Consider the following 22,085-nt stretch of genomic DNA (forward strand, 5'->3'; position numbering starts at 1 on the left):
CGGTGCACGTGCTCAGCGCGCTGCTCGATCAGCCCGGTGGCAGCAGCCGGCCCTTGCTGGCCCAGGCCGGTGTCAACGTGCCGGTGTTGCGCGAGCGGCTGACGGAAGCGCTGGATGCACTGCCCAAGGTATCCGGCCAGGCCGGCAGCCTGTCGATGGGCAATGATCTCAACCGCCTGCTCAACAGCACCGACAAGCTGGCCCAGCAGCACAACGACCAGTTCATCGCCAGCGAGTGGTTCCTGCTGGCGGCGGTGGACGACGGTGGCCCGGCCGGCATGGCCCTGCGCGCTGCCGGTGCCGACAAGAAAAAAGTGGAGGCCGCCATCGACAAGCTGCGCGGCGGGGAAACCGTGCAGAGCGAAAACGCCGAAGAGCAGCGCCAGGCGCTGGAGAAGTACACCATCGACCTGACCGCGCGTGCCGAGAGCGGCAAGCTCGACCCGGTGATTGGCCGCGACGAGGAAATCCGCCGCACCATCCAGGTGCTGCAGCGCCGTACCAAGAACAACCCGGTGCTGATCGGTGAACCCGGCGTGGGCAAGACCGCAATTGTCGAAGGCCTGGCCCAGCGCATCATCAACGACGAAGTGCCCGAGGGCCTGCGCGGCAAGCGCGTGCTGTCGCTGGATATGGGCGCGCTGATTGCCGGTGCCAAGTTCCGCGGCGAGTTCGAGGAGCGCTTGAAGGCCGTACTCAATGACCTGTCCAAGAACGAAGGCCAGATCATCCTGTTCATCGACGAGCTGCACACCATGGTCGGCGCTGGCAAGGGCGATGGTGCGATGGATGCGGGCAACATGCTCAAGCCCGCGCTTGCGCGTGGCGAGTTGCATTGCATCGGCGCCACCACGCTGGACGAATACCGCCAGTACATCGAGAAGGATGCCGCGCTGGAGCGCCGCTTCCAGAAGGTGTTTGTCGGTGAGCCGACGGTGGAGGACACCATCGCCATCCTGCGTGGCCTGAAGGAACGCTACGCGGTGCACCACGGCGTGGAGATCACCGACCCGGCCGTGGTTGCGGCGGCGACGCTGTCAAACCGCTACATCACCGACCGCCAGCTGCCGGACAAGGCCATCGACCTGATGGACGAGGCGGCCTCGCGCATCCGCATGGAGATCGACTCCAAGCCGGAAGAGCTTGATCGCCTGGAGCGTCGCCTGATCCAGCTCAAGATCCAGCGCGAAATGCTGAAGAAGGAAAAGGACGATGCCTCGCGCAAGCGCCTGGCCGACCTGGATGCCGACATCGACACGCTGGAACGCGAGTTCTCAGACCTCAACGAAATCTGGAAGTCGGAGAAGGCCGCACTGCAGGGCGCAACGAAGATCAAGGAGCAGGTCGAGAAGGCCAAGCTGGATCTGGAGGCCGCACAGCGCCGCCAGGACTTCGCCAAGATGAGCGAGATCCAGTACGGCCTGCTGCCGAACCTGGAGAAGCAGCTGCAGGCCGCGCAGGAGATGGAGCGCAAGGACTTCAAGCTGGTGCAGGACAAGGTGACCGACGAGGAAATCGCCGAGGTCGTCTCGCGCTGGACCGGCATCCCGGTCAGCAAGATGCTGGAAGGCGAGCGCGACAAGCTGCTGCGCATGGAAGACATGCTGCACAACCGCGTGGTTGGCCAGGAAGAAGCGATCCGCGTGGTTTCCGACGCGGTGCGGCGTTCGCGCGCCGGTCTGTCGGACCCGAATCGTCCGAGTGGCTCGTTCCTGTTCCTGGGCCCGACCGGCGTCGGCAAGACCGAGCTGACCAAGGCGCTGGCCGACTTCCTGTTCGACTCGCCCGACGCGATGGTGCGCATCGACATGAGTGAGTTCATGGAGAAGCACAGCGTGTCGCGCCTGATCGGTGCGCCCCCGGGTTATGTGGGCTACGAAGAAGGTGGCTATTTGACCGAGGCGGTGCGTCGTCGCCCCTACAGCGTGATCCTGCTGGACGAAGTGGAGAAGGCGCATCCGGATGTGTTCAACATCCTGCTGCAGGTACTGGATGACGGTCGTCTGACCGACGGCCAGGGCCGCACCGTGGACTTCCGCAACACCGTCATCGTGATGACCTCGAACCTGGGCTCGCACCAGATCCAGGATATGAGCGGTGACGACAGCCCGGAAGCCTATACGCAGATGAAGGCGGCGGTGATGGGCGTGGTGCAGGCGCACTTCCGTCCGGAGTTCATCAACCGCCTGGACGACATCGTCGTGTTCCACCCGCTGGACAAGGAGCAGATCAAGCAGATCGCCCGCATCCAGATGCGTGGCCTGGAGAAGCGGCTGGGCGAGCGTGGCCTGCGCCTGGAAGTGGCGGATTCGGCCTTCGATGTGCTGGGCAATGTCGGCTTCGACCCGATCTATGGCGCACGTCCGTTGAAGCGTGCCATCCAGGCCCAGCTGGAAAACCCGTTGGCGCAGAAGATCCTGGCCGGCGAGTTCGCCAGCGGTGACACCATCAAGGTGGAAGCCGGTGGTGGTGGGCAGCTGCAGTTTGGCAAGGGCTGAGAGTCAGAGCCAAAGCTGCAAAAGCTTTAAAAGCTGCCCTCACCCCAACCCCTCTCCCGCGCGCGGGAGAGGGGCAAGGTTTGCGGCGGCTCGTAGTGCGTTAGCCCCTCTCCCGCGCGCGGGAGAGGGGTTGGGGTGAGGGCAAGCTTCCAGCTGAAGATGTACGCTTCAAAAAGGCATCAGCAAATAACGCCCCCTCACAAGTAACCCCTGCAACCGTCCACCGGTTGCCAGCCATCCTCGGCTATCGTCAGCGGTCACTCCTCACCGAGCACTCCGATGACCGATCCGCAGTGGAAGCCTGAAACCATCGCCGTGCACGGCGGCTATTCCCCCGACCCGACCACCCGCGCGGTGGCGGTGCCGATCTACCAGACCGTTGCCTACGCCTTCGACGACACCCAGCACGGTGCCGACCTGTTCGACCTCAAGGTGCAGGGCAATATCTATACCCGCATCATGAACCCGACCACCGATGTGCTGGAAAAGCGCATCGCTGCGCTGGAAGGCGGCATCGGTGCGTTGGCGCTGGCCTCGGGCCAGGCGGCGATCACCTACGCCATCCAGACCATTGCCGAGGCCGGCGACAACATCCTGGCTTCCAGCGCGCTGTATGGCGGCACCTACAACCTGTTCGCGCACACACTGCCGCAGTTCGGCATCCAGACCCGCTTTGCCGATTACCGTGATCCGCAGGCCTTTGCCGCCTTGATCGATGAGCGCACCAAGGCGGTGTTCGTCGAGTCCATCGGCAACCCGCGCGGCAACATCACCGATATCGAGGCCATCGCCAAAATCGCCCACGCGCATGGCGTGCCGGTGATCGTCGACAACACCGTGGCCACACCGTATCTGCAGCGCTCCTTTGATTTCGGTGCGGATATCGTGGTCCATTCCTTGACCAAGTATCTCGGCGGCCACGGCACCAGTCTGGGCGGCGCCATCGTCGATTCCGGCCGCTTCCCGTGGGCCGAGCACAAGGCGCGCTTCCCGCGCCTCAATACGCCGGACGTGAGTTACCACGGCGTGGTCTATACCGAGGCATTGGGGCCGGCGGCCTTCATTGGCCGTGCCCGCGTGGTGCCGCTGCGCAACATGGGCGCGGCGATCTCACCGTTCAACGCCTTCCAGATCCTGCAGGGTATCGAGACGCTGGCGCTGCGCATGGATCGCATCAACAGCAATACGCTGGCGGTGGCCAACTACCTGCAGAAGCATGCAAAGGTCGCCTGGGTGAACTACGCGGCATTGCCGGACCATCCGGAACACGGGCTGGTGCAGAAGTACCTGCGTGGCCACGGTTCGGGCGTGCTGACCTTCGGTTTGCCGGGTGGGCGCGAGGCGGGCGCGCGCTTCCTGGATGCCTTGCAGCTGTTCACCCGGCTGGTGAACCTGGGCGATGCCAAGTCGCTGGCCACGCATCCGGCGTCCACCACCCATCGACAGCTGGATGAGGCCGAGCTGGAAAAGGCCGGGGTAACGCTGGACACAGTGCGCCTGTCGGTAGGTATCGAGCATATCGACGACCTGCTGGCGGATCTGGACCAGGCGTTGGCGAACGCCTGATAGGCGAACAAGGCCTGCACAAGCAGAGCAACAGCTGCCCTCACCCCAACCCCTCTCCCGTAAACGGGAGAGGGGCTAGTGCACTGGCAGCTGGCGCGATCCGAGCCCCTCTCCCGTTTACGGGAGAGGGGTTGGGGTGAGGGCAGCTTTCAGCTCTCGGCTTTTACCAGGCAACCGTAAACCGCTTGCCCACATGCTTCGGCGTTTCCAGTTCATCCACCACCGCCACTGCCAGATCGGCCGCACTGATCGTGCCTGGGCCATCACCGGTGCTCAGCGGGGTGTCGCTGCCCACCTGGTAGTTGCCGGTGCGCTCGGTCGCGCTGCCCGGATGGAAGGCCACCGGCGGGCTCAGCAGGGTCCAGGCCAGGCTGGTTTCATTGCGCAGTTCGCTCAACACGTCACGGGCGGCGCGGGCACCTTCATAGATCGCGGCGGGGAAGTCCGGTGCATCCACCAGTTGCGTGCCCTGCGGCGTATACAGGCTGCCAGCACCACCGACCACGATATAGCGGCGAACCCCGGCGGCCTTGGTGCCGGAAACGATGGCGCGCGAGCCCTGGATGAAATCACGGTAGATGTCCGGGTTGGCCCAACCCGCATTGAAGGCACTGACCACGGCATCACTGCCGGTGACCGCGGCTTGTACCTGTGCCGGATCCTGTACATCGGCGGCCAGTACCTTCAGGCCCGGACGGGCGCTGAGCTTTTCCGGGTGGCGGGCCAGGGCGGTGACGTCATGGCCGCGCGCCAGCAGTTCGTCCAGCAGGGCCTTGCCGACGAAGCCGGTGGCACCGATCAATGCGACTTTCATGGGAAATCCTTGCGAGTGGGAATGGCGCCAGTTTCCGCCTCCGCGCGCCGCCGCGGCAGTCGCAAAAAATCACAAAGATCTTGAAGCTGTGCTTCACAATGGCCCGCAAGGAGGTGACCCATGGACAGCTTCAAGCGGATGGCCCTGTTTGCCCAGGTGGTGCAGCACGGCTCGATGAGTGCGGCGGCGCGGGCCCTGGGCATGAGTACCTCGGCGGTGAGCCAGCAACTGCGCGCGCTGGAGCAGGAGGCCGGGGTGGCGCTGTTGCACCGCTCCACCCGACGGCTGGCCCTCACCGATGTGGGCAGCCGTTACTACGCGGCCTGCGCGCGCCTGCTGGATGCGGCCGGGGAGGCGGCGGCAGAACTGTCGGCCGCCCGCCAGGCCCCGAGCGGCGAACTGCGGTTGTCGGCGCCGCTGGGCATGGCCGCGCATATCGGGCCGGCGCTGGGGGCGTGGCTGCAGGGCAACCCGCAGCTGCGCCTGCACCTGTTTTTCGACGACGGCTGGACCGACCTGTTGCAGGCGCGCATCGACTTGGCCCTGCGCTTCGGCCAGCTGCCGGACAGCGATTGGATGGCGCAGCGCCTGGGCAGCCTGCAGCGCTGGCCCTGCGCATCGCCGCAGTGGCTGCAGGTCCACGGCATGCCCACCGATCCCCTGCAGGTACCCGCCGCCGACTGGCTGGGTGTGCCGCAGGTGCCCGGCTTGGTCTGGCAACACCGCGACAGCGGCGAGGAACGGCTGGTGCCGGCGCATCCGCGCATCGCCAGCCAGAACCAGCCGGCGGTCCTGCAGCTATGCCAGGCCGGTTTGGGCGTGGCGGTGCTGACCAGCCTGGATGCGGCGCCGCTGTTGGCTGACGGCCACCTGCAGCGCCTGTTGCCGGATTGGGAAGTGCCAGCGTTGCCGGCCTGGGCGGTGACGCCACATCGCCAGACCCAACCGGCCAAGGTGCGCCAGGCCATCGCCTTGCTGCAGGACTATCTGGCGCGGATGCCTGCTGCCGGGCCGGCGCCTGCGCAAGATCGGAAACGCCAGCGCTGAGCAGGCGCGCTGCAATAGCCACCACTTCCACGGAGACGATGCAATGAAAGCCAATGCCGCGCAGCTGCCACGCCTGGATCGGGTCATCGCCTGCCTGCAGCAGGCCGTCGATACCGGCGGCCCCTTGCCCGACCTGGAGGCGCTGGCGGCCATCGCCCATTACTCGCCGTTCCACTTCCACCGCGTTTACCGCGCGCTCACCGGCGAAACGATAGGCCGCACGGTGCAGCGGCTGCGGGTGGTCAAGGCGCTGCAGCGTCTGGCGCATAGCGCGGCCAGTGTCACCGAGATCGCCTTGCTGGCCGGTTACGACACCCCGCAGGCCTTGGCCCGGGTGCTGCGCGAGAGCGTGGATGCCAGTGCCAGTGAGCTGCGCGGCGATCCGCAGCGACTGGCCGCCTGCATCGCCCAGCTGTCGCGGCCGCTGCCGGTGGCTGAAACTCCCGCGCCGCTGAGTGTGGAAGTGATCACCCTGGAGCCGTTCGAGGTGGTCGCGTTGCGTGCCCAGGGTGCCTTCGACGATCTGGATGGTGTGTTCGGCGAACTGTTCGGCTGGGCGGCCGAGCAGGGCCTGATCGAACAGCTGCAGCAGCTGATCGGCCTGCCGCTGGGTGACCACCGCGAGCTGCCTGCCGACGAGCTGCTGTTCGACTGCGCGCTGGCGCTGGATGCGGAGCTGCCGGCCTTGCCGGAATCACTGCAGCGCCTGCAGCTGGGGGGCGGGCGCATGGCGCGCCTGCATCATGTTGGCAGCTACTCCCTGCTTGAGGACGCCACCGACCGGTTGCTGCGTGACTGGTTGCCGGGCAGCGGCCATGCCTTGCGCGATGCGCCGCTGCACTATCACTTCCTGGACGACCCCGAGGACGTTCCCGAGGCCATCCTGCGCGCCGACATCTACGTGCCGCTGGCCGCCGGCTGAGGCACGTTGCGGCGCAGGCTGCGGTAGGGCGGGGTGGACATGATCATTTCCGCCAGCGAGTAGGCCAGCTCGCGCTCGGCCATCACCGTGCCGTCGGCGCCGTGCTCCAGCAGATGCTTGACCTCGGCATCGCTGTGGGCACGCGCCAGCAGGGTCAGGTGGGGATTGATGGCGCGCAGCTTGGCCAGCACCTCGCCGGATTCCAGCGGTTGCGGGATGGCCAGCACGGCGATGGTGGCGCGCTCGGGGTGCGCCTCGGCCAGCACCTTGTCCGAGGCGGCACTGCCGCGGATGCCGGGGATGCCGGCGGCGTGCGCGCGTTCCACATGCTCGCGGTTGTCGTCGATCACCAGCACCGGCACGCCGCGGTCGCGCAGCACCTGCGCCAGCTCGCTGCCGACCCGGCCATAGCCGACCACGATGGCGTGGTCGTGCAGGTCCAGCGACGGACCCGGCGGGATGTCCGGCACTTCCGGCACCGGCGCCGTTTCCTTGTGGCGTGCCTGCCAGCGGTCGAGCAGGCCGAACACCACCGGGTTGAGCATGATCGAGACCAGCGCACCAGCCAGCACCAGCGATTGCCCGGTGGGCGGCAGGATCTTCAGCGCCACGCCCAGCCCGGCGATGATGAAGGCGAACTCGCCGATCTGCGCCAGCGAGGCGGAGATGGTCAGCGCGGTGCTCTTGGAGTGGCCGAAGGCGCGCACGATGAAGAAGGCGGCGGCCGACTTGCCGAACATGATGATCACCACCGTCGCCAGCACCTGCCACGGGTGCTCGACGATGATCATCGGGTTGAACAACATGCCGACCGAGACGAAGAACAGCACCGCGAACGCATCGCGCAGCGGCAGCGAATCGTGCGCTGCCTTGTGGCTGAGCTCGGACTCGTTGAGCATCATGCCGGCGAAGAACGCACCCAGCGCGAACGAGACGCCGAACAGCGCCGCCGCACCAAACGCCACGCCCAGCGCGATGGCCAGCACGCACAGGGTGAACAGCTCGCGCGAGCCGGTGCCGGCAACGCGCTCCAGCACCCACGGGATCACCCGCCGGCCAACTACCAGCATCACCGCCACGAACAGGCCCAACTGAACGAAGGTCCAGCCGATCGAGGCCAGCAGGCCGCCAATCGAAAGTGCCTTGCCGCTGGCCTCGGGGCCGAACACCTCGGCAATCACCGGCATCATCACCAAGGCCAGCACACAGGCCAGGTCTTCGACGATCAGCCAGCCCACCGCGATCTTGCCGCGCGTGGTTTCCAGCAGGCGGCGTTCCTCCATGGCCCGCAACAGCACCACGGTGGACGCGGTGGCCAGCGAGAAGCCGAAGATCACCCCGTGCAGCGCCGGCCAGCCCATCAGCGTGGCCACGCCCCAGCCGAGCAGGGTGGCGACCAGAATCTGGCCGATGGCACCGGGGATGGCGATGGCCTTGACCGCCATCAGGTCCTTCAACGAGAAGTGCAGGCCGACGCCGAACATCAGCAGCATCACCCCGATCTCGGCCAGCTGGTTGGCCAGCGCCTGGTCGGCGACAAAGCCCGGGGTGAACGGCCCCACGATGACACCGGCAATCAGATAGCCCACCAGCGGCGACAGCCGCAGTTTGTTGGCCAGGGCGCCAAGCACGAAGGCCAGGCCCAGACCGATGGCAATCATGTTGATCAGGGCGGTGTCATGGTGCATCAGGGCTCGCAGCAGGGGGTGGGGTGCTTCGATTCTAAAGGCGATGCGCGGTTTGGTGCGGGGAAATGCATGAAAAATCTGGGTTTTTTTTATGGAACGAAGGTGGGGTGTGGGTTTTTGGTGCTTGCTGGTGAGGGCAACAGCAAACGCCAGGGCATCCCTCCCCAACCCTCCCCTTCGCTGCGCGAAAGGGAGGGGGCCAAGGGCAAAGCCCGGTGAGCCCTGTCGTTCGCGCGGACTGCTCCCTCCCTTTCGCGCAGCGAAGGGGAGGGCTGGGGAGGGGTAAGCCTCTACCGGGCCGGCAAAAGAAAATGCCCCGGGTCGCCCCGGGGCATCTTCCTTTCACGACGTCAAAACGGTCTTACCAGGTGTAGCTGATGCGGCCGTAGACATAGGCGCCGTTGAAGCCGAACGGCGAGTAGTTGCTGTACGGCATCATCCCGTAGGTGGAGTTCAGGGCGTTCTCAACGCGGTCCGGGTACTCGTTCAACAGGTTGTCGGCGCCGACGGTGAGCTTCCAGTTCTCGCCCGGCTTGAAGCTGGCCGAGGCATCGACGATCCACTTGGCACCGTAGGTCTGGTCACGGCTGGCGCTGGCCGAGTTGCGCACGGTGTAGCTGCCATAGCGGGTGGCCGACAGGCCCAGCTCCCAGCGGTCCGAACGCCAGGTGCCGCTGAGGATGCCCTTGTCGCTGGGGAAGCTGTCCTCGATGCGGCCGATCTCGTCGCGGCCGATCAGCGACTGGCTGATGCCCAAGGCCGAGAACACCGCCGGCGAGGCGCTGAACTTCTTCACTTCGGTTTCGTTGTAGCTGTAGGCGGCGGTCAGTTCCAGGCTGCTGGCGCTGAACGGCACGGTGTAGCTGGACACGAAATCGACGCCGCGGGTGCGGGTATCCAGGCCATTGGTGAAGTAGGCGAACTGGGTGACCTGCGGCAGGCCCAGGCCCGACAGCAGCGCCGCGGCGGCCGGGGTGGTGTTGATGTTGGAGGACAGCACGATGCGGTCGTCGATGTCGATCTGGTAGGCATCGACGGTCACGTACAGACGGTCTACCGGCTGCAGTACCAGGCCGACACTGTAGGACGTGGACGACTCGGCCTTCAGCGGGGCTGCGCCCAACGCCTGCGCGGCCAGGCTGGTGGTCGGGAAGGTGCCCTTTTCATAGAACACGCCATCGGTGATGGAACTGGTCACCGCCTGGTAGCTCTGCTGGGCCAGCGACGGGGCGCGGAAGCCGGTGGAGGCGGTGGCGCGCAGCGCGACCTTGTCGGTGAACGCATAGCGTGCCGACAGCTTGCCGGAGAACTTGTCGCCGAAGTCCGAGTAGTCCTCGTAGCGACCGGTCAGGCCGGCGGAGAACTTCTCGGTCAGGTCGGCTTCCAGGCCGGCATAGACGGCGTAGTTGTGGCGGTCGTTGTGCACTTCGTTGGTCGGGGTGAAACCGCCGAAGCCCTGTGCGCCGCTGCCGGTGTAGGAGTTCAGTTCGCCTGCGGTCTGCTCCCACTTCTCGCGACGGTATTCACCGCCGAAAGACAGGGTGACCGGATAGGCCAGGCCCCAGTCCAGCGCCTTGGTGATGTCGGCGTTGAAGATGTCCTGCTGGTACTTCAGCGTGCCGTCGTAGAACGAGGTCGGGCTGGCCGTGCCCAGGCTGTAGTTGAGGCTGTTGCGGGTGTGGAAATCCAGGGTGTTCTCGCCGTGGTTGACGCTGACGTCCCAGGTCCAGCCGCTCTCGGTGCTGCCCTTGACGCCGGCCACCAGCGAGCGGTCCTTGGAGTACTGGTTGATCTGCGGCACGAAGCCATTGGGGTAGAACTGCGCCAGCAGCGCGCTCTGGCCGCTGTGGTTGGGCGAGCGGTAGAACGCGAACGAGGTGATGTCGCGGTTGCTCAGCAGCGCGTTGGCATAGCCGGTGACGTTGTCGTTGAAATTGAAGTTCAGGTTGGCCGATGCCGCGGTGGCGTCCACGCGCGGGTCGCCGACGATGAAGGTCTTCTCGCCGATGTCCGGGAAATTGCCGGTGTTCGGGGTGGTGCCTTGGTAGGGGCCGGCGCGGTTGCTTTCGTCCTGCTGGCTGATCTGGCCGGCCAGGTGCAGGCTGCCGCGGCCGTCGGCAAAGCTGACGCCGGTATCGCCGGAGAGCTGGTACTTGTTGCCGTCGCCGGCCGAGTACTGGCCGTAATCCACGGCCAGGCTGCCGCCTTCGCCGCTGCCCTTGAGCACGATATTGACCACGCCGGCGATGGCGTCGGAGCCGTACTGGGCCGAGGCACCGTCACGCAGCACTTCCACGCGCTCGATGGCGGCGATCGGAATGGCGTTGATGTCCACCGCGGAGGAGCCACGGCCGATGCTGCCGTTGACGTTGATCATTGCCGAGGTGTGGCGGCGCTTGCCGTTGACCAGCACCAATACCTGGTCCGGGGACAGGCCGCGCAGCTGCGCCGGGCGGATGCCGCTGGTGCCGTCGGTCAGGGCCGGGCGCGGGAAGTTCAGCGAGGGCAGGGCGCGCGACAGCGCGGTGGCCAGCTCGGAGGTGCCGGTGGACTGCAGCGCTTCCGGGGTGATGATGTCGATCGGCGACTGCGACTCGGCGACGGTGCGGTCGGCCACGCGGGTACCGGTGACGATCACGGTATCCAGGGTGTTGGTGCTGGACTGGGCCAGGGCGGGGAGGGCCGGGGTGCCAAGGGCGATGGCAATGGCGACAGCGAGAGTACGGGACTTGCGGTTCATCAGATTGCAGCTCCGGTATTGAGTGGCGGCATCGGCGGCGCGTGGGGTTCGCGGCTGTTGCGGTGCGCCATCAACGAATTAATGGAATTTTTACCTCGTGTCAAACCGGACGATTCAGCTAAATTGTTGCTTTTGAAAGCTTTTTCAGTTCAGCAAGGGCGATTTGGCGATGCGAGTGCTTGAGTCCTGTAGGTAAACGCCGCAATGGAGCATGCGAGTACAGGAGGTGAGTCAAGTATTGGTTAACGTTAGAATTACGTCGCAGGAATGCTGCTCACATGCACATTCCGTTTCGTTATAACGGACCCATTCATGATTTCCCTTCGTAATTTCGCCCTGCGCCGGGGCGAGCGCCTGCTGTTGTCCAACGTAGACCTCACCCTGCATGCCGGCTATCGCGTAGGCGTGGTGGGGCGTAACGGCGCAGGCAAATCCAGCCTGTTCGCCGCCGTACGCGGTGAGCTGGAAGCCGACAAGGGCGACGTGTCGCTGCCCGGCAAGATCCGTATCGCCGATGTGGCCCAGGAAACCCCGGCGCTGCCCGACCGCGCCATCGACTTCGTGCTCGGTGGTGACGATGTGGTCGCCGCCGTGCTGGCTGAAGAAGCCGCAGCGGCTGAGCGCGAGGACTGGGAAGCAGTGGCCAATGCGCACCAGAAGATGGCCGAGCTGGGCGCGTATGACGCCGAAGCCCGTGCCGGCAAGCTGCTGCACGGCTTGGGCTTCCCGGCCGAGACGCACGATCGCCCGGTGTCGGCGTTCTCCGGTGGCTGGCGCGCACGTTTGAACCTGGCGCGCGCGCTGATGATGCCCAGCGACCTGCTGCTGCTCGACGAACCGACCAACCACCTGGATCTGGACGCGGTCTACTGGCTGGAACAGTGGCTGCTGAAGTATCCGGGCACCTTGCTGCTGATCTCGCATGACCGCGAGTTCCTCGACAACGTCGCCACCCACACCCTGCACCTGCACGGTGGCAGCGCCAAGCTCTACCCGGGCGGCTATACCGATTTCGAGCGCCAGCGTGCCGAGCACCTGCGCCAGCAGCAGATCGCGCACGAGAAGGAACAGGCCGAGCGCGCCCACCTGCAGAGCTTCATCGACCGCTTCAAGGCGCAGGCCAGCAAGGCCACCCAGGCGCAGAGCCGGATGAAGCGCCTGGCCAAGATGGCCGGCACCGAAGCGGTGCGCGCCGAGCGCGAGTTCCGCATCGAGTTCTCGCCGCCGGCCAAGCTGCCGTTCTCGCTGATCCGCCTCAACGACGTTACCGCCGGTTACGGCCCGGACGCGGTGATCCTGGACAACGTCGGCTTCGGCCTGGAGGCCGGCCAGCGCGTCGGTCTGCTCGGGCCGAACGGTGCGGGTAAGACCACGCTGGTGAAATCACTCGTCGGCGACCTGCCGTTGCTTGGCGGTGACCGCATGGCCCACCCGGACCTGCAGATCGGTTACTTCGCCCAGCACACGGTGGAGTCGCTGCATGCCGGCATGACGCCGATGGATCACTTCCGCGAGATTTCGCCGGATGGCGTCAACCAGTCGTTCCGCGACTTCCTCGGCAAGTGGAATTTCCCGGGCGACCGTGCGTTCGAGACCGTGGATGGTTTCTCCGGTGGCGAGCGTGCGCGTCTGGCGCTGGCGCTGATCGCCTGGCAGCAGCCCAATGTGCTGCTGCTCGACGAACCGACCAACCACCTTGACCTGGAAATGCGCGAAGCGCTGGCCGAAGCGCTGGCCTTGTTTGAAGGCGCCATCGTGATGGTGTCGCATGATCGCCACCTGATCGGCCTGGTCTGCGACACGTTCTGGCGCGTGGCCGACGGCGTCGTTGAGCCGTTTGCCGGTGACCTGGACGAGTACGCGCAGTGGCTGCGTACCCGCGCCAGCGCGCAGGGCTCACGCAACAAGAGCGACCGCCAGGAAAAGCCGGCACCCGCACCGGTGGCGCAGGTGGCCCCGGCCAAGCCGGCTTCCAACAAGAAGCCGGTGAACCCGCACAAGCTGGAAGCAGCCGAGAAGAAGGTCGAGCAGCTCGGCGCATCGCTGGCGGCGGTGGACGCGCAACTGGCGAATTCGGCCAACTACGCCGACGCGGCCAAGATGGCCAAGCTGGGCAGCGAGCGTGAAGTGCTTGCGCAGCAGCTGGAGCAGGCCGAGGCAGCGTGGATGGAGATGCTGGAGGACTGAGCGTCGCAGGCGCGGCACAAGCCGTGCAGCGATGAGCGATGCCACTGTAGCGCCGAGCCATGCTCGGCTGGGGCATTACCGGTGATGCCCCTTGCCGAGCATGGCTCGGCACTACAGGTGGTGCGCTTGCCGAGCATGGCTCGGCACTACAGGTGAAGCGCTTGCCGAGCATGGCTCGGCACTACAGGTGGTGCGCTTGCCGAGCATGGCTCGGCACTACAGGTCCAATCCTTCCTGCGCCAGCAACCACAGGCGGAAGCGCCGTAGCGGTTCGCGCTCCTGCCGCGAACGCAGCCGCGTCAGCCAATAGCGTCCCAGCGACAGGGTAGGTGCGAACGGCTGCAGCAGCCGCCCTTCGGCCAGATCCTGCTCGAACATGCGCAGCGGCAACAATGCCACCCCTGCACCTGCTGCCGCCGCGCTGGCCAGGGTCAGCGAGGAATCAAACACCGCACCGCGCGCTTCCACCCCACTGACCCCGGCCAGTTGCAGCCAGCGGGGCCACTCGTCATTGCGGTAGGAGCGCAGCAACGGCACGTTGCCAAGATCACGCGGCTGCCGCAGCTTGCGCGCCACGGCCGGTGCGCACAGCGGTGCGAACAAGGTATCGACGATGGCGGTGCAATCCTGGCCCTGCCAGTCGCCCTCACCGAAACGGATGGCCAGATCCAGTCCCTCGCCGGCCAGGTCGATGCGGTTGTTGTGGGTCTGCACGCGCAACTCGATATCCGGATGGGCGGCCTCGAAACCGGACAGGCGCGGCAACAGCCAGCCGGTGGCAAAGGTGCCGACCACACCCACCGTCAGCACCTCGCGGAAGCGGCCGCCGGTGAAGCGGTCCAGCGCGATCGCCATGCGGTCGAAACTCTCGGTCAGCACCGGATACAGCGCCGCGCCCTCATCGGTGAGGGCAACACCCCGCGGCAGCCGATGGAACAGACTGACCTGCAGGCGGTCCTCCAGCCCGCGGATCTGGTGGCTCAGCGCGGCCTGGCTGACACACAGTTCCAGCGCCGCGCGGGTGAAGTTCAGGTGCCGGGCCGCGGCCTCGAAGGCACGCAGGGCATTGAGCGGCAGTTGCGGGCGGATCATGCGCAGTCATGATGAAAGTTGATGGTCGCGGGCATTATTTCCCTTATCCGACGGAAAGTGCGGCCTGAGGTGCAAGAAAAACTAATGGCTCCCGCTGATTCTTTGCGTTGGTCCGGGCCCTTCGTGGTCGGCAAGATCGGCGCAACCATTTTTCTGGAGAGTCGCCATGCTTGCCCGCCGCCAGTTTCTCGCCCTCGGTTCCGCCGCCCTGGCCACGGCCGTGTTGCCGGCGGCGTTGGCCCGCAACGCCGAGGCGCCAGGGCCCGGCGGTGTGGTCAGCAATGCCGACTTTGCCGCGCTGGAGCAGCGCAGCGGTGGCCGCCTGGGTGTCTGCCTGTGGAACCCGGCGACCGGCGAGCGCCATGGCCACCGCATGGATGAGCGCTTCCCGATGTGCAGCACCGTCAAGTTCCCGCTGGCAGCGGCCATCCTGCAGCGCGCCGAGACCGGCCAGTTGTCGCTGGACCAGCGCGTGCCGGTGCGGGCGAGCGACATCCTTGACCATTCGCCGTTCACTGAGCGCCACGTGGGCAAGGACATGACCGTGCGCGACCTGTGCCGGGCCACGATGATCGTCAGCGACAATGCCGCAGCCAACCTGCTGCTGCCGCTGCTCGGCGGGCCGGCCGGGCTCACCGCCTTCCTGCGTGCACACGGCGACCGCATCACCGTGAGCGCGCGCAACGAGCCCGAACTCAACCGCTATGCCGAGGGCGATCCGCGCGACACCACCAGCCCGGCGGCGATGGCCGGCAATCTGCAGCGTTTCGTGCTCGGCGATGTGCTGGGCCCGGCCGCGCGCCAGCAGCTTGCCGATTGGCTGATCGACAACCAGACCGGCGATGCGCGCCTGCGCGCCGGTCTGCCACAGGGCTGGCGGGTGGGCGACAAGACTGGCAGCAATGGCAGCGACACCACCAATGACATCGCGGTGTTGTGGCCCCTGCAAGGTGTGACGCCGTGGCTGCTGGTGAGCTATCTGCAGGGTTCTGCACTGGATGATGACGGCCGCAATGGCATCCTGCGCGGCGTGGGGGAACTTGCCAGTGCCCGGTTGCGCTGACCGATAGCCGTCGGCGCAGGCTGGCCGGTGTCGCCTTTGCACAACCGGTCCAGAGGAAACAGGTGTCATGAGCAAGGAACTGATCTATCTGCTGCTGATCTTCGCGCTGCTGGTCATCCCGCGCGCGCTGCAGCGCTTCAATCTGCCGGCGCCGCTGACCTGCCTGGTGTTCGGCATCGGCGCGATGCTATGGCTGGGCGACGGCTCGCATGATCCGGTCGTCAGCCTGCTGGCCACGCTGGGCATCTCTTCCTTGTTCCTGTTCGCCGGTCTGGAAGTGGATGTGGCCGACCTGCGCAAGGGGATGTGGCCGTTGCTGGCGCATCTGCTGATCCGCAGCGGCACCTTGGCCGGGATGGCGTGGCTGGCCTGGCATTACGCTGGCCTGCCGTGGCAGGCGGCTGCGCTGCTGGCGCTGGCCCTGCTGACGCCGTCCACCGGCTTCATCATGGATTCGCTGTCGCAGCTGGGGCTGGATGATGCCGAGCGCTTCTGGGTCAGCAGCAAGGCCATTGCCGGTGAACTGCTGGCGCTGGCGGCCTTGTTCGTGGTGCTGCAGGCGGGCGATCCGGTGCATATGGCGCTGTCGAGCATGGCCTTGCTCGCGATGATGGTCGGCCTGCCGTTGCTGTTCATCGGCCTGGGCCGCTGGGTGGCACCGCATGCACCGGGCTCTGAGTTCTCGCTGCTGGTGATGGTGGGCATGCTGGCCGCCTACATCACCTATGCGCTGGGCGTGTACTACCTGGTGGGTGCCTTCATCGCCGGCCTGGTCGCGCGCCTGTTGCAGCAGCGCATGCCATCGTTGGCCTCGCATGAAAACCTGCATGCGCTGCGGCTGTTTGCGTCCTTCTTCGTGCCGTTCTATTTCTTCAATGCCGGCACCAAGGTGCCGGCCGAAGCGCTGAGCTTCGAGGCGCTGGGCCTGGGCGTGGTGATCACCCTGGTGGTGCTGCCGCTGCGTATCGCGGTGGTCTGGCTGCAGCGGCGGCTGATGTTCGGGGAGAGCTTCCGTTCCAGTCTGCGTGTGGCCCTGGCGTTGTCGCCGACATTGATCTTCACTCTGGTGCTGGCTGCGATCATGCGCGAGCGCTTTGATATTTCGCCCGTGCTGTTCGGTGCGCTGCTGCTGTATGCCGCGCTGACCACGTTGCTGCCATCGTTGGTGTTCCGCCGGCCGATGGATGTGGATCCGTTGCAGAACGAGGCGCCGGAAACCGTGGTGGAGCAAGCATCGGTCGTAAGAGACGAAGGCCGCGACGTGAGTGCGGCGTGCGCAGCGTCGGACAAGCCAACATTGCCGGCGACGTAAGAACCTCTTACGCCGCAACGCACCGTTATCATCGCTCATCGAGGGCGCCGCAAGCGTGCCCGTATGCAGGGGGCATGAGTGGATCAGGAAAGCTGGCGACAGGTGCGGGAGCTGTTCGATGCCGTGTGCGATACCGACCCTGCGCACTGGCACAGCGAGCTGACGCGGCTTAGCGCCGACCCGGCAGTCATCGCCGAAACGCTGGAACTGCTGCGCGCGCAGACCCGTGAGCTTGGCAGCGCGCAGGAACCGCTGGAGCGCATGTTTGGTGGGGCGTTGGAGTCGGAGCTGGTCGAAGGTGACCAGGTGGGGCCATGGCGCCTGTGCCAGCGGCTTGCCAGTGGCGGGATGGGCGTGGTGTTCCGTGCCGAGCGTGCCGATGGTCTGTATGCCCAGGATGTTGCGATCAAGTTCCTGCAAGGCAAGCCTGGCGTGCGCGCAGGTGAGCGCCTGGCCGAGGAGCGGCGCATCCTGGCGAGCCTGCAACACCCCAATATCGCGCGCCTGTACGACGGCGGTACCACCCCGGCAGGCAATCCCTACCTGGTGATGGAATACATCGATGGCAGTCCGCTGGATGTGCATTGCACACGCAATGCGCTGGATCTGCGTCAGCGTATTGGTTTGTTCCTGAAAGTCTGCAGCGCGGTGCAGGCTGCGCATGCGCGGCTGGTGCTGCATTGCGACCTCAAACCCTCCAACATCCTGGTGCGCGCCGATGGCGAGCCGGTGCTGCTGGATTTCGGCGTGTCCCGCCTGCTCGATGCGGGGGGCGAAACCTCGCGCGGCGGGTTCTTCACCCCGGCCTATGCTGCACCGGAACTGCAGGCCGGTGAGACCAGCGGTGTTGCCAGCGATGTGTTCAGCCTGGGCGCCTTGCTCGGCGAGCTGCTGGCCGGCAAGAGCGGGCGCCGTGATGGCAGTGATGCCGGCAAGGCGGTGGTTGCACCCAGCATTCGCGCGGGTGCCGATTGCGCCTGGCGCAAGGCATTGCGTGGGGACGTCGATGCCATCGTGGTGCGTGCCGGTGCACGGGAGCCTGAGCAACGCTATCCCTCGGTGGAGGCGATGGCCACCGATCTGCAACGCTACCAGCAGCGTCGTCCGGTACAGGCGCGCAAGGGTGGGCGCCTGTACCGCACCGGCCGCTGGTTGCAGCGCAACTGGAAAGGGGCCGGGATGCTGCTGCTCATGCTGTTGTTGGCGGCGTGGTTTGTGTGGCGTTTGGAGCAGGCGCGGGCACAGGCGCAGCGCGAAGCGCAGGTGGCGGAGGAGGTCACGGAATTTCTGGTGTCCGCCTTTGACGCGGCCAACCCACGCAAGGGGCAGATGCGCGGTAGCAATGAAGTCACCGCGCGCGAGGTGCTGGTAGCCAGCAGTGAGCGTATCGAACAGCAGCGGTGGACCTCGCCGCTGGTCAAGGCCAGGTTGCAGTCGGTACTGGCGCAGGCCTTCCAGAACGTCGGTGGGAGCAATGCCGCCGAGCCGTTGTACAGGGCATCCATCCCCGTATTGCAGGCGGCAGGTGCGGGCAGTCGCGATATCACTGCCGTGTCACTCAACGAGTTGTCCACCTTGCTGGCCAATGCGCAGCGGGGCGAGGAGTCGGAGCGGTTCGCGCGGCAATCGCTGGCCCTGCAATCACCGGCACCGGCGCCGTTGCGGCTTGCCCAGGCCTACAACTCGCTGGGCCTGGCCTTGAGTACGCAACGGCGCTTCGATGAATCGGCGCAGGCATTCGATCAGGCGTTGGCCCAGCATCAGCACCTGGGCAGCGGGCCCTTGCGTGTGGCCACGGTCATCCAGAACAAGGCCCTGATGCTGATCGAAAAGGGCGACTACGCGCAGGCCGAGCAGATGCTGGGGCAGTCTGCCGAGCTGCGGCGGCCATGGGGGACGCGTACCTCCGAATGGTGGGGCGGGCAGTTCGCGCTGATGCGTGCGCAGGCGGCACAGGGCCGTTACCAGCAAGCGCTGGCCACCAGTGACGAAGTGCTGGAACTGGCGCGCTACCTGTTTGGGGAGATCAACGGCAATGTCGCCGCCATCTACAATGAGCGCGGCGGACTGCAGCAGGATCTGGGCAACTACCTTGGCGGGGCCGAGGCCTATCGCAGGGCGTTGGACCAGTATGCCGGCCTGGGCGAGACGCAGACCATGGATGCGGCCATTACCCTCAACAACCTGGCGGGCCTGGAACAGCGGCGCGGGGATGCGGCGGCTGCACGCGGCCTGTTCGAGCACAGCCTGCAGATCCGGCGCAAGGTGGTGGGCAATGACGCGCCGCAGGTGTGGGTGGTGGAGGCCAATCTTGCGCGTCTGCTGATCGAGCAGGGCGAGCTGCAGCAGGCCCTGCCGCTGATCGCGCATGCGCGTGCGGGCTGGGCAGGGCAGGTGGCGCCTGGACAGCCGCGGCGCCTGCTGGCCGAGGCCATCTGGGCCCAGCTGCAGGTGGCGCGCGGTGACCTGGCCGCCGCCGACAACGCCCTTGCCGCCATCAAGCTGCATCTGCAGGGCAATGATATCCGCGTGCAGCGGCGCCACCTGGAGGTGCTGGCACAACGCCAGCGCAAGGCAGGTGAGGCTGCCGCAGCGGCGTCCAGCTTGCAGGCGCTGGTCAGGATCTATGAGACCGAAGTAGGCGAGGACTCGGTGGAGGCTGCGCAGCAACGTGTCGCCTACGCCGATGCACTGGCGGCGGCCGGGCAGTGTGATCAGGCCAGGGCCGAGCTGCGCCGTGCATGGCCCGCGCTGGAACGGCAGTTGCTGCCCGCCAGTGGTATCAGGCAGCGCGCGCTGGCGATGCTGGCCGCGAACAACTGCCGGGTGGCGGTCAGCCACTAGTTGCTACCTTCTGGCTTTGCAGGCGAATACGGGCGGCCGGGTTGCAGGGGCAGGCGGGCTTGCCGGCAAGAGAGGCAGCGGCTACGGTCGCTGCATGAACCCCAGATCGATTCCAGCACTTCCATTGGCGCTGCTTGCTGCAGCGCTGCATCTTTCGCCGTCGACCGCCGGGGCGGCCCAGGCGCCGGCCGACGACTTCATGGCGGCGCTGGCGCGCCACTGCGGGCAGGCATTTGCCGGGCGCATCGTCGCCAACCAGCCTGCCAGCAACACACCCGATCCTTTCGAGGGCAAGCCGCTGATCATGCACGTGCGTGGCTGCGATGCGCCGGCCGAGGAGCTGCGGGTGCCGTTCCACGTGGGCGATGACCATTCGCGGACCTGGGTGTTGACCCGTACCGATAGCGGGTTGCGACTCAAGCACGACCACCGCCACGCCGATGGCACGCCCGATGCGGTGACCCTGTACGGCGGTGACACGGTGGCGGCAGGCAGTGCGCTGCGCCAGCAGTTTCCGGTGGATGCGGCGTCGCTGGCGATGTTCAAGGCGCAGGCGATGACCGCGTCGCTCAGCAACACCTGGGCGATGGAAGTCGAACCGGGCCAGCGCTTCCTGTATGAACTGTCACGCCCGGATGGGCGCTTGTTCCAGGTCGAGTTCGACCTGACCCAGCCGGTGGACCTGCCGCCGCCGCCGTGGGGCGCACAGACCAATGAAAAGGGCGCCTGAAGGCGCCCTTTTCGCTGTTGCAGGGGGGGGAGGCCTCAGCGGCTGCCAAAACGCGCGCGGCAACCGCCGTTCACCCAGATGCTGTTGCCGTTGTAGCCCCAGTTGCGGCCTTCCAGGCAGCGCGTGTCCGAGACCTGCTGGATGATCACCGGGTGGCCACGGCGGCGGTCCCAGTTGCAGGTGTTCAAGCGATTGCTGTTGCTGTGGCAATCGACAAAGTAGTTGTTGTTGTTGTTGTTGTTGCCGCCCCAGCCGCCTCGGCCTTGGGTGAACTCGGCGCGGCAGCCGCCGCTGACCCAGACACTGCCGTTGTTGCTGCCCCAGTTGCGGCCTTCGATGCAGCGGGTGTCGGAGATCTGCCGCAACAGCATGGCGCTGCGCCAGCCGGTGTTGCAGACCTGGTGACGGTTGTTGTTGCTGTCGCAGCGGACGGTGCCATTGTTGTTCCAGCCGCCCTGGCCATTGCCGTTGCCCCAGCCATTGCCGCGGCCTTGGGCGAACTCGGCACGGCAGCCGCCGCTGACCCAGACGCTGCCATTGCTGCTGCCCCAGTTGCGGCCTTCGACGCAGCGGGTGTCCGAGACCTGGCGCACCAGCACCGCACTGCGCCAGCCCGTATGACAGACCTGCTGGCGGTTGTTGTTGCTGTCACAGCGGAGGGTGCCGGTGTTGTTCCAGCCGCCTTGTCCCTGGCCGTGCCCGCCCCCCCAGCCGCCACGGCCTTCGGCGAACTCGGCGCGGCAGCCGTTGCTGACCCACACCGCGCCATTGCTGCTGCCCCAACTGCGTCCTTCCACGCAGTCGCCGCGCGATAACTGGCGCACCAGTACCGCGCTGCGCCAGTCGGTACGGCAGACCCGCTGGCGCTGGTCCACGCTTTCACAGCGGATGGTGTTGGCTTGCTGGCCATAGCTCTGCGCAGCCGCAGGGGCGATGGTCATGGCCAGTGGCAGCAGGGTTGCCAGGCCGGCAAACAGGATGGAACGGTACATGGCGGCTTCCCTGTTCAGGTTTGGTGGGCGAACTATAGGTGGAATCCCACTTAAGGGGGCGTGACTGGGCCGCGGATTTGCTCCAGCCCCCGCTCAGCGCCAAAATACGGGGCTACCCGGCGCCGTTTCGTGCCGGGCCCCCCTGCGGAGCTTCCCATGCGTACCCATTTCTGCGGCCTGGTCGATGAGACCCTGATCGGCCAAACCGTGACCCTCGCCGGCTGGACCGACGTTGCCCGTAACCTCGGCGGCGTCTGCTTCATCGATCTGCGCGACCACGAAGGCATCGTCCAGGTCACCGTCGAGCCCGACAACGCTGAAGTCTTTGCCGTTGCCGCCAGCCTGGGTTACGAGGACGTGCTGCAGGTGGAAGGCGTGGTGCGTGCCCGCCATGCGGTCAACGACAAGATCCGCAGTGGCAAGGTGGAAGTGATCGCCACCCGCATCAGCATCCTCAACAAGGCTGCGCCGCTGCCGTTCCACGCGCATGAGAACCCGGGCGAAGACACCCGCCTGAAGTACCGCTACCTGGACCTGCGCCGCCCGGAAATGCAGCGCATGCAGCGCACCCGCATCAAGCTGGTGCAGGC

16 protein-coding genes are annotated in these 22,085 nt (G+C 66.3%); 11 read left to right on the plus strand and 5 right to left on the minus strand.

The annotated features are described in order from the left end of the window. Both clpB and B2527_RS15555 read left to right on the plus strand, forming a co-directional pair. A partial coding sequence (gene clpB, locus B2527_RS15550) for an ATP-dependent chaperone ClpB (protein WP_293715608.1) occupies window positions 1–2,498 on the plus strand: 2,498 nt, incomplete at its 5' end. A gap of 279 nt (window positions 2,499–2,777) precedes the next feature. Then, the gene (locus B2527_RS15555) at window positions 2,778–4,064 is read left to right on the plus strand and encodes an O-acetylhomoserine aminocarboxypropyltransferase/cysteine synthase family protein (RefSeq protein WP_293715611.1); all 1,287 of its coding nucleotides are present in this window, start codon (window positions 2,778–2,780) and stop codon (window positions 4,062–4,064) included. Between the two features lie 163 nt (window positions 4,065–4,227). On the opposite strand, the gene B2527_RS15560 is transcribed toward B2527_RS15555, so the two are convergent. Then, window positions 4,228–4,878, minus strand: coding sequence for an NAD(P)-dependent oxidoreductase (locus B2527_RS15560; RefSeq protein ID WP_293715614.1), 651 nt, complete (start codon window positions 4,876–4,878; stop codon window positions 4,228–4,230). A 120-nt stretch (window positions 4,879–4,998) separates the two neighbouring features. On the opposite strand from B2527_RS15560, the gene B2527_RS15565 reads away from it, so the two are divergent. Continuing rightward, complete coding sequence (locus B2527_RS15565; protein WP_293715617.1) at window positions 4,999–5,925, plus strand: LysR family transcriptional regulator; 927 nt, start codon at window positions 4,999–5,001, stop codon at window positions 5,923–5,925. 43 nt (window positions 5,926–5,968) lie between these two features. Next, window positions 5,969–6,847: an AraC family transcriptional regulator gene (locus tag B2527_RS15570; protein ID WP_293715620.1), complete on the plus strand. Its 879-nt coding sequence runs from the start codon at window positions 5,969–5,971 to the stop codon at window positions 6,845–6,847. Here B2527_RS15570 and ybaL read toward each other — a convergent pair. Together ybaL and B2527_RS15580 are read right to left on the minus strand one after the other, a co-directional pair. Further along, the gene (ybaL, locus tag B2527_RS15575) at window positions 6,823–8,535 is read right to left on the minus strand and encodes a YbaL family putative K(+) efflux transporter (RefSeq protein WP_293715623.1); all 1,713 of its coding nucleotides are present in this window, start codon (window positions 8,533–8,535) and stop codon (window positions 6,823–6,825) included. The two genes, B2527_RS15570 and ybaL, sit on opposite strands and share 25 nt — an antisense overlap. Before the next feature lie 361 nt (window positions 8,536–8,896). Continuing rightward, window positions 8,897–11,275: a TonB-dependent receptor plug domain-containing protein gene (locus tag B2527_RS15580; RefSeq protein ID WP_293715626.1), complete on the minus strand. Its 2,379-nt coding sequence runs from the start codon at window positions 11,273–11,275 to the stop codon at window positions 8,897–8,899. An 18-nt stretch (window positions 11,276–11,293) separates the two neighbouring features. Between B2527_RS15580 and B2527_RS15585 the strand changes: the two genes are divergently transcribed. Together B2527_RS15585 and B2527_RS15590 are read left to right on the plus strand one after the other, a co-directional pair. Further along, complete coding sequence (locus tag B2527_RS15585; protein WP_293715628.1) at window positions 11,294–11,458, plus strand: hypothetical protein; 165 nt, start codon at window positions 11,294–11,296, stop codon at window positions 11,456–11,458. Between the two features lie 129 nt (window positions 11,459–11,587). Continuing rightward, complete coding sequence (locus B2527_RS15590; RefSeq protein WP_293715631.1) at window positions 11,588–13,462, plus strand: ABC-F family ATP-binding cassette domain-containing protein; 1,875 nt, start codon at window positions 11,588–11,590, stop codon at window positions 13,460–13,462. 216 nt (window positions 13,463–13,678) lie between these two features. Here B2527_RS15590 and B2527_RS15595 read toward each other — a convergent pair whose 3' ends face one another. Continuing rightward, window positions 13,679–14,554, minus strand: a complete 876-nt coding sequence (locus tag B2527_RS15595) for a LysR family transcriptional regulator (RefSeq protein ID WP_293715634.1) — start codon at window positions 14,552–14,554, stop codon at window positions 13,679–13,681. Window positions 14,555–14,720: 166 nt separating this feature from the next. On the opposite strand from B2527_RS15595, the gene bla reads away from it, so the two are divergent. The 4 genes from bla (at window position 14,721) to B2527_RS15615 (ending at window position 20,503) form a co-directional block, all read left to right on the plus strand. Continuing rightward, window positions 14,721–15,617 carry a class A beta-lactamase gene (bla, locus tag B2527_RS15600; RefSeq protein ID WP_293715637.1) on the plus strand — a complete coding sequence of 299 codons (897 nt, stop codon included), beginning with the start codon at window positions 14,721–14,723 and terminating at the stop codon, window positions 15,615–15,617. Window positions 15,618–15,684: 67 nt separating this feature from the next. Then, complete coding sequence (locus tag B2527_RS15605; RefSeq protein ID WP_293715640.1) at window positions 15,685–16,929, plus strand: cation:proton antiporter; 1,245 nt, start codon at window positions 15,685–15,687, stop codon at window positions 16,927–16,929. Window positions 16,930–17,007: 78 nt separating this feature from the next. Continuing rightward, window positions 17,008–19,773 carry a serine/threonine-protein kinase gene (locus B2527_RS15610; protein WP_293715642.1) on the plus strand — a complete coding sequence of 922 codons (2,766 nt, stop codon included), beginning with the start codon at window positions 17,008–17,010 and terminating at the stop codon, window positions 19,771–19,773. Between the two features lie 94 nt (window positions 19,774–19,867). Next, on the plus strand, window positions 19,868–20,503 hold the full coding sequence (locus B2527_RS15615; RefSeq protein ID WP_293715645.1) for a hypothetical protein: 636 nt from the start codon (window positions 19,868–19,870) through the stop codon (window positions 20,501–20,503). Between the two features lie 35 nt (window positions 20,504–20,538). Here B2527_RS15615 and B2527_RS15620 read toward each other — a convergent pair whose 3' ends face one another. Next, window positions 20,539–21,495, minus strand: coding sequence for a DUF3011 domain-containing protein (locus tag B2527_RS15620; protein ID WP_293715648.1), 957 nt, complete (start codon window positions 21,493–21,495; stop codon window positions 20,539–20,541). 156 nt (window positions 21,496–21,651) lie between these two features. On the opposite strand from B2527_RS15620, the gene B2527_RS15625 reads away from it, so the two are divergent. Beyond that, on the plus strand, window positions 21,652–22,085 hold a 434-nt coding region (locus B2527_RS15625), incomplete at its 3' end, for an OB-fold nucleic acid binding domain-containing protein (RefSeq protein ID WP_293715651.1).

Source organism: Stenotrophomonas sp. UBA7606 (assembly GCF_002477705.1).
In the GTDB taxonomy this organism is placed as follows: domain Bacteria; phylum Pseudomonadota; class Gammaproteobacteria; order Xanthomonadales; family Xanthomonadaceae; genus Stenotrophomonas.

Excerpts from the sequence above, each read along its gene's own strand:
- B2527_RS15555 (WP_293715611.1), top strand. The coding sequence starts at position 2,778 with ATGACCGATCCGCAGTGGAAGCCTGAAACCATCGCCGTGCACGGCGGC.
- B2527_RS15560 (WP_293715614.1), bottom strand. The coding sequence starts at position 4,878 with ATGAAAGTCGCATTGATCGGTGCCACCGGCTTCGTCGGCAAGGCCCTG.
- B2527_RS15565 (WP_293715617.1), top strand. The coding sequence starts at position 4,999 with ATGGACAGCTTCAAGCGGATGGCCCTGTTTGCCCAGGTGGTGCAGCAC.
- B2527_RS15570 (WP_293715620.1), top strand. The coding sequence starts at position 5,969 with ATGAAAGCCAATGCCGCGCAGCTGCCACGCCTGGATCGGGTCATCGCC.
- ybaL (WP_293715623.1), bottom strand. The coding sequence starts at position 8,535 with ATGCACCATGACACCGCCCTGATCAACATGATTGCCATCGGTCTGGGC.
- B2527_RS15580 (WP_293715626.1), bottom strand. The coding sequence starts at position 11,275 with ATGAACCGCAAGTCCCGTACTCTCGCTGTCGCCATTGCCATCGCCCTT.
- B2527_RS15590 (WP_293715631.1), top strand. The coding sequence starts at position 11,588 with ATGATTTCCCTTCGTAATTTCGCCCTGCGCCGGGGCGAGCGCCTGCTG.
- B2527_RS15595 (WP_293715634.1), bottom strand. The coding sequence starts at position 14,554 with ATGATCCGCCCGCAACTGCCGCTCAATGCCCTGCGTGCCTTCGAGGCC.
- bla (WP_293715637.1), top strand. The coding sequence starts at position 14,721 with ATGCTTGCCCGCCGCCAGTTTCTCGCCCTCGGTTCCGCCGCCCTGGCC.
- B2527_RS15605 (WP_293715640.1), top strand. The coding sequence starts at position 15,685 with ATGAGCAAGGAACTGATCTATCTGCTGCTGATCTTCGCGCTGCTGGTC.
- B2527_RS15615 (WP_293715645.1), top strand. The coding sequence starts at position 19,868 with ATGAACCCCAGATCGATTCCAGCACTTCCATTGGCGCTGCTTGCTGCA.
- B2527_RS15620 (WP_293715648.1), bottom strand. The coding sequence starts at position 21,495 with ATGTACCGTTCCATCCTGTTTGCCGGCCTGGCAACCCTGCTGCCACTG.